Origin of the sequence: Streptomyces sp. SID1328 (assembly GCF_009865595.1) — a bacterium.
Taxonomy (GTDB): Bacteria; Actinomycetota; Actinomycetes; order Streptomycetales; family Streptomycetaceae; genus Streptomyces; species Streptomyces griseoluteus.
Window position 1 is genome coordinate 1 of record NZ_WWKH01000853.1, and the last position, 13553, is coordinate 13553.

Sequence of the window (13553 nt, forward strand, 5' to 3'; positions counted from 1 at the left end):
CTGTGCGCCGTCGCGGGGCGCATTCGGGCGTGCGGCCCACAAGCGGCCGCGCTCCCGTGGGCTTCCGGGGCGGCGGGTGCGCGGTGGCCCCATGTGAAGCGGCACTGTGCGCCGTCGCGGGGCGCATCCGGGTGTGCGGCCCGCGTGCCGCCGCGCCCCGGTGGGATTCCGGGGCGCGGCGGGGTGTGCGGTGCTGGTGCCGCTGCTCTCAGGAGGCGCGTCGCTCGGGGTCGTGGTGTATCTCGACGTCCGGGGTGTCGCCGAAGGTGAGGCGGCAGGTGTCGGCGCGGTAGGTCGCCACGCCGAGCGCGGCGGTACGGCCCTCGGCCGTGAACCGGGTGGTGACGACGAGGACGGGCGAGCCGGGCAGCCGGTCGAGTTCCTTCGCGTCCTCCGCGCCGGCCGAGCCCAGCTCCACCGCGCGGTCCTGGCCGTCCAGTTCGAGCCGCTGGAGTTCGCGCAGCACCGCACGGGCGCGGGCCGGTCCGGAGGGCGCGTCGATCGCGCTCAGGTCGGGCACCGAGGCGGCCGGGACGTACAGCAGCTCGGTGGCGACGCGCCGGCCCTGTGACATCCGGAACCGGCGTACGAGATGCACCTCTTCGGTACCGGTGTCCAGGGCGGCCGCGACCGGGGCGGGCGGTACGGCCCGCTCGCAGTCCATCGGCTGCCAGGCGTCGTCACCGGTGCCGGGCCAGGTCTGCCGCCCGGTGCCGAGGGCGACGCCGACGCGCGGCGGCGCGACGGTCGTACCGACACCCCGGCGGCGCTGCAGCCGTCCCTCCAGCTCGAGTTGCTCCAGCGCCTGGCGGAGCGTGGCGCGGGCGACGCCGAACCGGGCGGCGAGATCGCGCTCGTTCGGCAGGATCTCACCCACCGAGAACTCGGAGTCCAGTGCCTCGCTCAGTACGGTCTTGAGGTGCAAGTACTTCGGCTCCGGCACCGTTTCCAGTTGCGTGGTCCCCACCCTGTCCTCCGCGAGTGCCGTGCTCCGGCGGTTTTGGCGCCCTTGTTTATTAAAGGTTGTTGCAGTTCTTTGCGACCATAGGGCGGCCCTGATGCTTGGTCAAGACCAATTGTCCCATCCCTGCCCACTCGCCCGGTGCCCGGGTGACCGAGCGTTCACATGGAGTTCGCACGCCGAGGGCGTCTGTCCCCGGCGAGAACGCGCAGCTTGTCGGGGTTGCGGATGATGTAGACGGCGCTGATCGCGCCGTCGGTGATGCCGAGCTGGAACAGGGTGTCCGGCCTGCCCTCGGACAGCACGAGCACCGCGACACCGCCGTTCACCTCGATGAACCGGTGGGTCATGTCGGGCAGCAGGTTCTTCGAGGACACCCCGGCCAGGAAGCGCCCCACCTTGTCGGCGGTGAACAGCACCCGCACCGGGGCCTTGGCCTTGCCGCCGCTGTCGCCGACCAGACGGGCGTCGGGAGCGAGCAGGGACATCAGCCCGTCGAGGTCACCCTCCGTGGCCGCCGCGAGGAACCGCTCGGTCAGCTTCCGGCGCTGGACGGGGTCCACGTCGTAGCGCGGCCGGCGCTCCTCCACGTGCCTGCGGGCCCGCGCGGCCAGCTGCCGTACGGCGGGCTCGCCCCGGTCCAGCAGCTGCGCGATCTCGGCGTACGGATAGCCGAACGCCTCCCGCAGCACGAACACCGCGCGCTCCAGCGGGGACAGCGACTCCAGGACGACGAGAACGGCCACGGACACCGAGTCGGCGAGCAGCGCCCGGTCGGCGGTGTCCGGGACGGTGTCGCCGAAATCGGTGGTGTAGGGCTCGGGCAGCCAGGGACCGACGTACGCCTCGCCGCGCGACTTGACCTGCCGGAGCCGGTCCAGGGCCAGCCGGGTGGTGACGCGGACCAGGTAGGCGCGGGGTTCGCGGACCTCGGCGCGATCGGCGCGGGACCAGCGCAGCCAGGCGTCCTGCACCACGTCCTCCGCGTCCGCGACGCGGCCCAGCATGCGGTAGGCGACGCCGGTCAGCAGCGGACGGTTCTCTTCGAAGACATCGATCGCGGTCTCGGTCGTCACGGTTCCCATCCCATCCCGGCGCACCCGCCGGTGTCCAGACGAATTCGGTCGTTCCTGGCGCGTTGCGGAGCCCGGCGGGGCGGCACCGGGCGGTGCGGGCGAAGGTCTAAGATCATTCGCTCGTACGCCGTCGAGCAGGGGGAATGCCGTGAGCATCCGGGACGCAGTCGTCACCGCCGCAGGTGACCGCATCCGCTGGGTGGAGCTGCCGGGGAGCGACGCGCCCCGCGTCTATCTGCACGGTCTGGGTGCCACGGCGGCCGCCTACTTCGCCGAGGCGGCCACCCATCCGCTGATCGCCGGGCACCGCACGCTCCTGGTCGACCTGCTGGGACACGGTCTGAGCGACCGGCCGCACGACTTCGACTACAGCCTCGAGTCGCACGCCGGGGCGCTGGCCGCCGCGCTGGCCGGGGCCGGGGTGACGGGGGCCGAGGTGATCGCGCACAGCATGGGTGGTGCCGTCGCGATCGTGCTGGCCGACCGGCACCCGGAGCTGGTGTCCCGGCTGATGCTGATCGACGCGAACCTCGACCCGGTGGAGCCCGCCAGGGGCGCGCCCGGCAGCGCCGGTATCGTGGCCTACTCGGAGGCGGAGTTCACGGACGGCGGGTGGGAGGAGGTCCGGGACCGGGCCGGCGCGTTCTGGTGGGCCACCATGCGGCTGACCGACCGTACGGCCCTGCACCGCAGCGCGGCCGGGCTCGCCCGTGGCACGGTCCCGACCATGCGGGAGCTGCTGGTGCGCCTGGACGTTCCGCGCACCTTCCTCCGCCCCGAGGCCGACGGACCACTGCCCGGCGAGGCCGGGCTGCGGGAGGCGGGGGTGTCCGTGGTCACGGTCGCGGACTGCGGGCACAACGTCATGCTGGACGCCCCCGAAGCCTTCGCCAGCCTGGTCGCGGCGGCGCTCGCGGCCTGAGATCAGCGGAGTTCCGCGACACGGCGCGAAGGGCTACCCGCCGGTAGTAATTGCTGACAAGCTGTCTACGGCGTCCGTCAGCAGCCGTACCGAGGAGCTTCGTATGTCCGCCACCGTCTCCTTCAAGGTTCCCGCCCCGGCCGGGACGAAGGATGTGACCGTCTCGTACCAGCGGGTGGGGCGGGGTGATCCGCTGGTGCTGCTGCACGGCATCGGGCACCACCGGCAGGCGTGGGACCCGGTGGTGGACATCCTGGCGACCGAGCGCGAGGTGATCGCCGTGGACCTGCCCGGCTTCGGCGCCTCGCCGGACCTGCCCGGCGGCCTCGCCCACGATCTCCCGACGATCAACTCCGTGCTGGGCGCGCTCTTCGAGGCGCTGGACCTGGACCGCCCGCACGTGGCCGGGAACTCCCTCGGCGGGCTGCTCGCGCTGGAGCTGGGCCGGGAGAAGGCCGTACGGTCCGTCACCGCGCTGGCCCCGGCCGGGTTCTGGACCGAGGCCGAGCGGCGGTACGCCTTCGGGGTGCTGCTCACCATGCGCGGGCTTGCCCGGCGGCTGCCGCTGCCGGTGGTGGAGCGGATGTCCCGCAGTGCGGCCGGCCGCACCGCGCTGACCAGCACCATCTACCGGCGTCCCGCACGGCGGGCCCCGGAGGCGGTGGTCGCGGAGACGCTGGCGCTGGCCGGGGCCACCGCGTTCGAGGCGACGCTGCGCACCGGCACCACCGTGCGGTTCACCGACCCGCTGCCCGGCGTCCCGGTCACCGTGGCGTGGGGGGCGCACGACCGGATTCTGCTGCGCCGCCAGGGGGTGCGGGCCAAGCGGATCATCCCACACGCCCGGCTGGTCCGGCTGCCCGGCTGCGGACACGTCCCGATGAACGACGACCCGGCGCTCGTCGCCCGCGTCATCCTCGACGGCAGCAGCCGCGCGGCCGGGGCCTGACGTCCCGTACCCTCGAAGGCGTGTCGCGCACCGGCGTCATCCCCCGGAGCGCGGCACGCCAACTGCGGTGCTGAGCAGTGACTTTGACGGGTCGTCCACTGGTGGTGGAAAGTGCGACGAACTCGGGCACAACGACGCTTTACCCATCGGTCACAGAGCGTTCGTGATCACGCAACACCATTCCTGCACAGTGGCCGCATGACTGCGGACATCTCTCGAACGCACCGTAAATCGACGCCGGGCGCGATCCGGACCCGGCACGGGCGTCCCGTGCACCACTGGCGGCGGGACCTCGTCGAACTCGCGGCCCTGTTCACGGCCGTCGCGGTGGCCGACGCGGTGGCGAACCTGATCGGGCACGGCCCCGACGGTCCCGCCCTGCTGCTGATCTCGGCGCTCGCCCTGGCCGCGACGGCCGGGTTCCACACCTGGTGGGCCCGGCGCCATGTGCACGCACCGCCCACCGGTGACACCAGCGATACCGGCGCCCGGCCGAGCGCGTCCGCGCACCCGGCCGGGCCGTCCACACAGGGAGGCACCGGCGCCCTGTGGCGGATGCGGACGACCGTACGGGACCAACCCGGCTCGCTGGCCGCGCTCTGCACGGCGCTGGCCACGCACCGGGTCGACATCCTGAGCCTCCAGACGCATCCGCTGGCCGACGGCACCGTGGACGAGTTCCTGCTGCGGGCCCCGGACGCCCTGACGGCCTCCGAACTGACCCGTGTGATCGCGGAGGCGGGCGGCAGCTCCACCTGGATCGAGCGGGCCGACGCCCACGATCTGGTCGACGCCCCCACCCGCGTCCTGAGCCTCGCCACCCGCACCGCGCTGGACGCGGCCGAACTTCCGCTCGCCCTGCGTCAGTTGCTCGGCCGGTGCACGATCCGCTCACTGCCCGCCGGCACGAGCGGCGAGCCGGTGCCCGCCGAAGGGGTGCTGGAGGACACCGTGCTCCGCCTGCGGGCGCCGGGCGGGGGCGTGCTGAGCGTGGAGCGGCCGTATCTGCCCTTCACCCCCACCGAGTTCGCGCGGGCGCGGGCTCTGGTGGAGCTGGACAGCCGCCTCGGCCCGCGCATCCCGCGCGCGCACGACGTGCTGACGCTGCCCGAGGGCAACGCGATCACCGTGCGCCGGGTCGACACCGGTGACCTGGACGCGGCCCGGGCGATGCACGAGCGCTGCTCGGACCGCACGCTCGACCTGCGCTACCACGGGCCGGTGCGCGACGCCGACCGCTATCTGAACCACCTGCTCAGCCCGCGCTTCGGCCGCACCCTGGCCGCGCAGACCGCCTCGGGCCGCCTGGTCGGCCTCGGCCATCTGCTGTGGGACGGCGAGGAGACCGAGGTCGCCCTGCTGGTCGAGGACGACTGGCAGCGGCGCGGTGTCGGCACCGAGCTGCTGGAGCGGCTGGTGCGGATGGCGGTGGAGGCGGGCTGCGCGAGTGTGTACGCGGTGACCCGCTCCGCCAACACCGGGATGGTCGCGGCGATGCGCGGACTGGGGCTGCCCCTGGACTACCAGGTCGAGGAGGGCACCCTCGTGATCACCGCCCGGCTGGAGCCGGCCCGCACCGGCGCCCCTTCGAGGCGCGACGACGAGCAGCTCCGGCTCTGACCTCCCGGTACGGCGGACGGCCCGGCGGTGACCAGCCGCCGGGCCGTCGTCATGGGAACTTCCTGTTTCGCTAACTCAGTTGACGGCTTCGAACAGCGGCACCGGCGCCGGGACCCGCTCCCCCAGCGCGCCGGACAGGTCGGCCCACAGGTCCTCGGTGTCCTCCAGGCCGACCGAGAGCCGCAGCAGCCGGTCGCCCACCCCGGCGCCGTGCCGGTCGACGGTGTCCACGATGCGGTGGCTGATGGACGCCGGGTGCTGGATGAGGGTGTCGACGCTGCCCAGGCTGACCGCCGGGGTGATCAGCCGGACGCGGGCGATCACCTCGTGCGGGTCGCCGTGCACCTCGAAGGCGACCATCGCGCCGCCCAGCTTCGGGTAGTGGACGCGGGCCACGCGCGGGTCGGCGGCGAGCCTGCGGGCCAGCTCGGCGGCGGTCGCGGAGGCCGCACGGACCCGGACCGGCAGCGTGGCCAGACCCCGCAGCAGCAGATAGCCGGCCAGCGGGTGCAGCACCCCGCCGGTGGCGAACCGTATCCGCCGCAGTTGCCCGGCGAACTCCTCGTCGCAGGCCACCACTCCGGCCATCACGTCGCCGTGGCCGCCGAGGTACTTGGTGGCGCTGTGCAGCACCAGCCGCGCGCCGTGCTCGGCCGGGCGTTGCAGCACGGGCGTGGCGAAGGTGTTGTCGACGAGCAGCGGTACGGTCCCGCAGGAGTGGGCGACGGCCCGGATGTCGACCTCGGTGAGCGTGGGGTTGGCCGGGGACTCGACCAGCACCAGACCGGTGTCGGGGCGCAGCGCCGCCGCGATCCCGGCCGGGTCGGTCCAGGTGACCTCGGTGCCCAGCAGCCCGGCGGTCAGCAGGTGGTCGCTGCATCCGTACAGCGGCCGGACCGCGACCACATGACGCAGGCCGGCGGCCGAGCGGGCGAGCAGCACGGCGCTGAGCGCGGCCATGCCGCTGGCGAACGCGACGGCGGACTCGGTGCCTTCGAGGCGGGCGAGGCCGGTCTCGAAGCGGGCCACGGTCGGGTTGCCGAGCCGGGCGTAGACGGGCGGGCCGTCGGGGAGGATGCCCTCGGCCGCGAAGGCGTCGATGCGGGCGGCCTCGTCCCGGCTGTCGTGGGAGGGGTAGGTGGTGGAGAGGTCGATGGGCGGGGTGTGCAGGCCCTGTGCGGTCAGGTCCTCCCGGCCGGCGTGCACGGCCTCGGTGGCCAGTGCCCTGCGTACGGTGTCGGCGGCGCCGTTGCTGCTCGATTCCATGACCGAAGGGTGAACACCGAACGGGTTCAGGGGGCTGAAAGCCGTGTTACGTTCGGCCGATGGACGCCTCCGTCGTACTGGACCCGGTGGATCTGCACCTGCTCCGGCTGCTGCAGAACGACGCCCGGACCACGTACCGCGATCTCGCCGCGCGGGTGGGGGTGGCGCCGTCGACCTGTCTGGACCGGGTGGCCCGGCTGCGCCGGTCGGGCGTGATCCTCGGCCATCAGCTCCGGCTGGACCCGGCGAAGCTGGGCCGCGGCCTGCAGGCGCTGCTGTCGGTGCAGGTCAGGCCGCACCGACGGGAGCTGGTCGGGCCGTTCGTGGAGCGGGTACGGGCGCTGCCGGAGGCGCGGACGGTGTTCCATCTGACCGGCCCGGACGACTATCTGGTGCATGTGGCGGTCGCCGACATGGCCGACCTCCAGCGGCTGGTGCTGGACGAGTTCACCTCGCGGCGCGAAGTGGCGCGGGTCGAGACCCGGTTGATCTTCCAGCAGTGGGAGTGCGGGCCGCTGCTGCCGCCGGGTCATGCCGAGAGCTGAAATCACCGGTGCACGGGTGACGCGGACGCGCCTCTGGTATCAGGATGGGCGCCATGTCCGACACCAAGAGCTTGCTGCCCCGTCAGGTCGCCGACGCCTATGTGGATGACCTCATCGCCCTCGACCCGGTCACCGGCACGTACCTCGGTGTGCGGGAGAGTTCCCGCCGGTTGCCCGACTACTCCCCCGCCGGCCGGGAGGCCCTGGCCGGCCTGGCGCGTACGACGCTCGCCCGGCTGGACGAGGCCGAGCGCCTGCCCGGCGCGGACAGTGACGCCGAGCGCCGTTGCGGACGGCTGCTGCGGGAGCGGCTGACCGCCGAACTGGCCATGCACGACGCGCACGAACACCTGCGCGCGGTCGGCAACATGCACACACCGGGCCACTCGGTGCGGGACATCTTCTCCGTGACCCCGCAGGAGACCGAGGAGGACTGGGCGGCCCTGGTCGAGCGGCTCCGCGCGGTCCCGGCGGCCTACGAGGGCTACCGCGCCTCCCTCGCCCTCGGTCTGGAGCGCGGTCTGTACGCGGCGCCCCGGCCGACGGCCACCTTCGTCGAGCAGCTCACCGAGTGGGCGGACACCGGCGAGGGGCGCGGCTGGTTCGAGGACTTCGCCGCGGCCGGTCCCGAGGCGCTGCGCGCGGAGCTGGACGAGGCGGCCCGCGCGGCGACGGCCTCGGTGGTTTCCTTGCGCGACTGGATGCGGGACGTGTACGCCCCGGCCGTCGCGGACGCCCCGAACACGGTGGGCCGTGAGCGGTACGCCCGTTGCGCCCGCTACTTCAACGGCACCGACCTGGACCTGGACGAGGCGTACGCCTACGGCTGGTCGGAATTCCACCGCCTGCTCGGCGAGATGGAGAAGGAGGCGCAGAAGGTGCTGCCGGGCGCCGAGACGCCGTGGGTGGCGCTGGCGCACCTGGACGAGCACGGCCGGCACATCGACGGCGTGGACGAGGTCCGGGAGTGGCTGCAGGGCCTGATGGACCGGGCGATCGCCGATCTGGACGGCACCCACTTCGAACTCGCCGAACGGGTGCGGCGGGTGGAGTCCCGTATCGCCCCGCCGGGCGGCGCTGCGGCCCCGTACTACACGGGTCCCTCGGAGGACTTCTCCCGGCCGGGCCGGACCTGGCTGCCGACGATGGGCGAGACCCGGTTCCCGGTGTACGACCTGGTGTCCACCTGGTACCACGAGGGCGTGCCCGGCCATCACCTGCAGATCGCGCAGTGGGCGCACGTCGCGGCGGACCTGTCCCGCTACCAGGCCACGGTGGGCATGGTCAGCGCCAACGCCGAGGGCTGGGCGCTGTACGCGGAGCGGCTGATGGACGAGCTGGGCTATCTCACGGACGCGGAGGAGCGGCTCGGTTATCTGGACGCGCAGATGATGCGCGCGGTCCGGGTGATCATCGACATCGGTATGCACCTGGAGCTGGAGATCCCGGCGGACTCGCCGTTCCACCCCGGTGAGCGGTGGACGCCGGAGCTCGCGGAGGAGTTCTTCCGGGCGCACAGCAGCCGTCCGGCGGACTTCGTGGTGAGCGAGCTGACCCGCTATCTGACGATGCCGGGCCAGGCGATCGGCTACAAGCTGGGCGAGCGGGCCTGGCTGCTCGGCCGGGAGCGGGCGCGGGAGCGGCACGGCGACTCCTTCGACCCGAAGGCGTGGCACATGGCGGCGCTGTCCCAGGGTTCGCTCGGTCTGGACGACCTGGTGGACGAGTTGTCCCGGCTCTGACTCGGCCGTACGGCCCTGCCCGGGTGGCGTGGCCCCCGTAACCGGCTGCTTGCTGGTGCGGGGGCCGTCGCACGAGGGAGATGGGCCGCTCATGCAGCGCAACGGGCCGGACCGACGAGCGTGGGAGACGCCCCGGGCGGCCGGGCTGGCCGGGGTGGTGTTCGCGCTGCTGCTGGCGGCGACGATCGTGCTGCTGCGGCTCGGCATCCCCGAGGGGGCCGACGCGTCCGACGCCGAGGGCTTCACGGACTCCACCCGGCGGGACGCGGTACGGGCGGCGCTGGCGCTGATCCCGTTCGCCGGCATCTTCTTCCTGTGGTTCCTGGGCGCGGTGCGCGCGCACGTGGGCGACGTGGAGGACCGGTTCCTGGCGACCGTGCTGCTGGGCAGCGGCCTGGTCTTCACCGCCACCCTCTTCGGCGCGGCCGCCTCCGCCACGGCGGTGCTGGCCGTGGCCCACCCCGCCGGCAGCGCGCCCTCGCTCGCCACCTGGGACTTCGGCCGGCATTTCGCGTACACGCTGCTGATGGACTACGCGATGCGGATGGCGGCCGTCTTCGTGTCGTCCATGTCGGTGATCGGCACGCGGATGGGCGTGCTGCCGCGCTGGCTGTCGGCGGCGGGCGCGGTGACCGCGCTGGTGCTGCTCTTCGTCTCCTCCAACGTGCCCTGGGCGGAACTGGTCTTCCCCGCCTGGTCGCTGTTGCTGAGCGTGCACATCATGCTGGCCGGCGGGCGCCGGCGGCGCGTGACCCCGGCCTGACCGGCTCACCCGATCGGCGCGTCCCGGCGCGCGGCCCCGGCACCGGCGCGCGGATGCTTGCGGCCGGGGGACGACCGGAGCAGGCCACCGGAAAGGGCGCAGCGTCGATGCGGATCGTCGTCGATCTCAACAAGTGCCAGGGATACGCCCAGTGCGCGTTCCTCGCCCCCGACGTGTTCACCATGCACGGCGAGGAGGCACTGCTCTACAACCCGCTCGCCGCCGAGGAGGAGCGGGACGCGGTCGCCCGCGCGGCCGCCGCCTGCCCGGTGCAGGCGATCACGGTGGAGGGTCTGCACGAGGGCGCGCCCGTCGAGCCCGTGCAGGCCTTCTCCGGTGCTCCCTGGGAGCCGCGCGATGGCCGCTGACTACGTGGACTGGCTGCGCCGCGAGGGCCGCATCGTGATCGTCGGCGCCTCGCTGGCCGGGCTGCGGGCGGCCGAGACGCTGCGCGCGGAGGGCTTCACCGGTTCCCTCACCCTGATCGGCGACGAACCGTACGAGCCGTACGACCGGCCGCCGCTGTCCAAGGCGGTGCTGCTGGGCAAGGCGTCCCCGCGGCACACCGATCTGCCCCGGCGCCGGCACCTGGACGCCGAGTGGCGGCTCGGGGTCCCGGCGGCCGGGCTGGACCTGACGGGCAAGCGGGTGCGGCTCGCCGACGGCGAGGAAGTGGAGTACGACCGGCTGCTGATCGCCACCGGGGTGCGCGCCCGCCCCTGGCCGGTGGCGGAGGAGGCCGAGCTGGACGGCGTCTTCGTGCTGCGCACCCGCGACGACGCGGTCGCCCTCACCGAGCGGCTGCGGGCCGGGGCGAAGCGGGTCATGGTGATCGGCGCCGGGTTCGCGGGGTCCGAAGTGGCCTCCGCCTGCCGGGAGATGGGTCTTGAGGTCACGGTCGCGGAGCGTGCGGGGGCCCCGCTGGTGGGGGCGCTCGGCGGGGTGATCGGGGCGGTCGCGGCCGACCTCCAGCTGGAGAACGGCGTCGACCTCCGCACCCGTGTCACCGTCACCGCGCTGGAGGGCGACCCGATGGGCCGGGTGCGGTCGGTGCACCTGTCCGACGAGAGCGTGGTCGAGGCGGACGTCGTGGTGGTCTCGCTGGGGTCGCTGCGCAACACCGAGTGGCTGAGCGGCTCGGGGCTCGGGGCGGGGCCGCGCGGCATCGCGAGCGACGCCGGGTGCCGGGCGTTCGACTTCCGGGGCATCGTCACGGACGACGTGTTCGTCGCCGGTGACGTGGCCCGCTCCCCGCACGCGCTGTTCGGCTACCAGTTCCTGTCGCTGGAGCACTGGGGCAACGCGGTGGCGCAGGCGGAGACGGCCGCGCACAACATGATCTGTCCTGCCTCCGACCGGCGCCCGCACATGTGGATGCCCGCCTTCTGGTCCTCGCAGTTCGGGGTGAACATCAAGTCGGTGGGCGTGCCGCCCATGGGCGACGAGCTGATGATCATCCAAGGGTCCACGGCCGAGCGCCGGTTCGTCGGCGTGTACGGGTACAAGGGCCGGATCGTGGCCGGCGTGACCTTCGACAACGCCCGCTGGCTGGAGTACTGCCAGCGGCAGATCGAGCAGGGCGCGCCCTTCCCGGTGGAGTACCCCACGGTGGACCGGGGCCCGGAGGGGCGCAAGGCGGTCCCGGCCGACTTCCCCGACCCTTCCCTGCCGACCCACGGCCCGACCGTGACCCTCAGCGGATACTCACCGGCGGACCGCCGGCTGGTCTTCACCCCCGGCCACCACTGACCGCCGTCCGGCCCCGCCGCCCCCGACGCCCCAAGGACCTGCCATGACCGAACCCTCGCTGGTGGCCCGGATCACCGACTTCGCCAACCGCGCCGACCCCTACCCGCTCTACGCCGAGCTGCGCCGCACCCCGGTACTGCACGAGGAGGACGGCGACCCGTACGTCATCTCGTCGTACTGGGACATCGAGAGCCTGCTGCACGACCCCCGGATCAGCTCCGACGCGGCGAATCTGACGGCGCCGGGCGCCGACGAGCTGAACCAGGCGGAGAACACCGGGCTGCCGCCGTCGTTCATCCGGCTGGACCCGCCGGAGCACGACCGGCTGCGGCGCATCGCCAACAGCGCGTTCGGGCCACCGCACCAGCCGCGCCGGATCGACGGCATGCGGGGCGAGCTGCACGGGATCGTCGCCGGGCTGATCGACGGACTCGCGGGCGGGACCGAGATCGACGTGGTGGACCAGTTCGCCTATCCGTTCCCGGTGACGGTGATCTGCCGGCTGCTCGGGGTGCCCCGCGAGGACGAGCCCCGGTTCCGGTCCTGGGTGGACCCGGTGGTGGCGAGCCTCGACCCGCAGACCCGGCAGGGCGCGGACCCCGACTTCGTGCGGAAGGCGCAGGAGGCGCGGACCCAGCTCGGCATGTACCTGGCCGGGCTGGCGGAGGAGCGCACCAGGGACCCGCGTGACGACATGCTGTCCGACCTGGCGGCCGGGAAGGGGCCGGACGGGGCCATGACCATGATGGAGGTGCTCAGCACGGCCGTCCTGCTGCTGATCGCCGGTCACGAGACCACCGTCAACCTGATCGCCAACGGCATGCTCACCCTGCTGCGCCACCCCGAGTACCTCCACCGGCTGCGCGAGGAGCCGGAGCTGGCGGTCAACATCGTCGAGGAGCTGCTGCGCTACGAGCCTCCGGTGCAGCTCCTGCCGCAGCGCACCTGCATCACCGACATCGAGGTGCGCGGGGTGACGATCCCCAAGGGCTCGCGGATCTGGCTGATGCTGGCCGCGGGCAACCGGGACCCGGAGCGCTTCAAGGACCCCGAGCGGTTCGACCCCGACCGGGACGACCTCCAGCACCTCGGCTTCGGCAGCGGCATCCACAGTTGCTTCGGCGCGCCGCTGGCGCGGCTGGAGGCGCAGATCGCGCTGGCCGAGCTGGCGCGGCGGCTGGAGAACCCCCGGCTGGTGGCGGACCCGCCCCCGTACCGGCCGAACGCGGTGCTGCGCGGGCCGCGCCATCTGCCCGTCGCCGTCGACGGCGTGCTGCCCTGACCCCTCAGACCCCGCGCCGGCGCAGCGACGACCCGGTGCGGTCCTTGACGACCTCCAACTGGGCGTGGATGCGGCGGCGCAGGTCGCCGACGTGGCTGACGATGCCCACGCTGCGGTCGCGTTCGCGCAGCGAGTCCAGCACGTCGAGCACCTCGTCGAGCGTCTGGTCGTCCAGGCTGCCGAAGCCCTCGTCGATGAAGAGGGTGTCGAGCCGGACCCCGCCCGCCTCGTCGGTGACCACGTCGGCGAGGCCGAGGGCGAGCGCGAGGGAGGCGAAGAAGGTCTCACCGCCGGACAGGGTCGCGGTGTCCCGCTCACGGCCGGTCCACGCGTCCACGACGTGCAGCCCGAGCCCGCTGCGCCCGCGTCCGCTGCGGTCGTCGGAGTGGACGAGGGTGTAGCGCCCGGCGGACATCAGCCTCAGGCGCGCGGTCGCGGCGGCGGCCACCTGTTCGAGGCGGGCGGCCAGGACGTACGACTCCAGGCGCATCCGGCGTTCGTTGTCCGCGCTGGTGCCGGCCGCGAGGGCGGCCAGCCGGGCCACCCGGTCGTACTCCTCGCGCAGCGGGGCGAGGCGCCGGGCGCCGTCCTCGGCGCGGGCGGAGAGGCGGTCCAGCTCGGTGGTACGGCGGGCGGCCTCGTCGCGGGCGGAGGCGGCTTCCCGCAGCCGGCGCTCGG

Annotated in this window: 13 protein-coding genes; 9 read left to right on the forward strand and 4 right to left on the reverse strand. The window is 73.5% G+C overall.

What is annotated here, in order from left to right:
* Nucleotides 1-208: 208 nt before the first annotated feature.
* Complete coding sequence (locus GT030_RS27380) at nucleotides 209-967, reverse strand: GntR family transcriptional regulator (RefSeq protein ID WP_161203370.1); 759 nt, start codon at nucleotides 965-967, stop codon at nucleotides 209-211.
* A gap of 155 nt (nucleotides 968-1122) precedes the next feature.
* Entirely contained in the window at nucleotides 1123-2037 is a 915-nt protein-coding gene (locus GT030_RS27385; protein ID WP_161203371.1) for an RNA polymerase sigma-70 factor, read from the reverse strand.
* A gap of 154 nt (nucleotides 2038-2191) precedes the next feature.
* Between GT030_RS27385 and GT030_RS27390 the strand changes: the two genes are divergently transcribed.
* From GT030_RS27390 to GT030_RS27400, 3 genes are all read left to right on the forward strand, one after another.
* The gene (locus GT030_RS27390; protein ID WP_161203379.1) at nucleotides 2192-2959 is read left to right on the forward strand and encodes an alpha/beta hydrolase; all 768 of its coding nucleotides are present in this window, start codon (nucleotides 2192-2194) and stop codon (nucleotides 2957-2959) included.
* A gap of 103 nt (nucleotides 2960-3062) precedes the next feature.
* Nucleotides 3063-3908 (forward strand): alpha/beta fold hydrolase, encoded by an 846-nt coding sequence (locus GT030_RS27395; protein ID WP_161203372.1) that lies wholly within the window; start codon nucleotides 3063-3065, stop codon nucleotides 3906-3908.
* 198 nt (nucleotides 3909-4106) lie between these two features.
* Nucleotides 4107-5528, forward strand: a complete 1422-nt coding sequence (locus GT030_RS27400) for a GNAT family N-acetyltransferase (protein WP_202460621.1) — start codon at nucleotides 4107-4109, stop codon at nucleotides 5526-5528.
* A gap of 75 nt (nucleotides 5529-5603) precedes the next feature.
* On the opposite strand, the gene GT030_RS27405 is transcribed toward GT030_RS27400, so the two are convergent.
* Nucleotides 5604-6794, reverse strand: a complete 1191-nt coding sequence (locus GT030_RS27405) for a PLP-dependent transferase (RefSeq protein ID WP_161203373.1) — start codon at nucleotides 6792-6794, stop codon at nucleotides 5604-5606.
* 59 nt (nucleotides 6795-6853) lie between these two features.
* Between GT030_RS27405 and GT030_RS27410 the strand changes: the two genes are divergently transcribed.
* From GT030_RS27410 to GT030_RS27435, 6 genes are all read left to right on the forward strand, one after another.
* Entirely contained in the window at nucleotides 6854-7339 is a 486-nt protein-coding gene (locus GT030_RS27410; protein WP_030808933.1) for an Lrp/AsnC family transcriptional regulator, read from the forward strand.
* Between the two features lie 53 nt (nucleotides 7340-7392).
* Nucleotides 7393-9081: a DUF885 domain-containing protein gene (locus tag GT030_RS27415; RefSeq protein ID WP_161203374.1), complete on the forward strand. Its 1689-nt coding sequence runs from the start codon at nucleotides 7393-7395 to the stop codon at nucleotides 9079-9081.
* A gap of 91 nt (nucleotides 9082-9172) precedes the next feature.
* Nucleotides 9173-9844 (forward strand): hypothetical protein, encoded by a 672-nt coding sequence (locus GT030_RS27420; RefSeq protein ID WP_161203375.1) that lies wholly within the window; start codon nucleotides 9173-9175, stop codon nucleotides 9842-9844.
* Between the two features lie 107 nt (nucleotides 9845-9951).
* Entirely contained in the window at nucleotides 9952-10212 is a 261-nt protein-coding gene (locus GT030_RS27425; RefSeq protein WP_161203376.1) for a ferredoxin, read from the forward strand.
* Nucleotides 10202-11593 (forward strand): FAD-dependent oxidoreductase, encoded by a 1392-nt coding sequence (locus GT030_RS27430; protein ID WP_161203377.1) that lies wholly within the window; start codon nucleotides 10202-10204, stop codon nucleotides 11591-11593. Before GT030_RS27425 ends, GT030_RS27430 begins: the two co-directional genes overlap by 11 nt.
* Nucleotides 11594-11636: 43 nt before the next feature.
* Nucleotides 11637-12875, forward strand: coding sequence for a cytochrome P450 (locus tag GT030_RS27435; protein ID WP_161203378.1), 1239 nt, complete (start codon nucleotides 11637-11639; stop codon nucleotides 12873-12875).
* Nucleotides 12876-12879: 4 nt separating this feature from the next.
* On the opposite strand, the gene GT030_RS27440 is transcribed toward GT030_RS27435, so the two are convergent.
* The coding region (locus tag GT030_RS27440; protein WP_272920726.1) for an SbcC/MukB-like Walker B domain-containing protein at nucleotides 12880-13553 on the reverse strand (674 nt) is incomplete at its 5' end.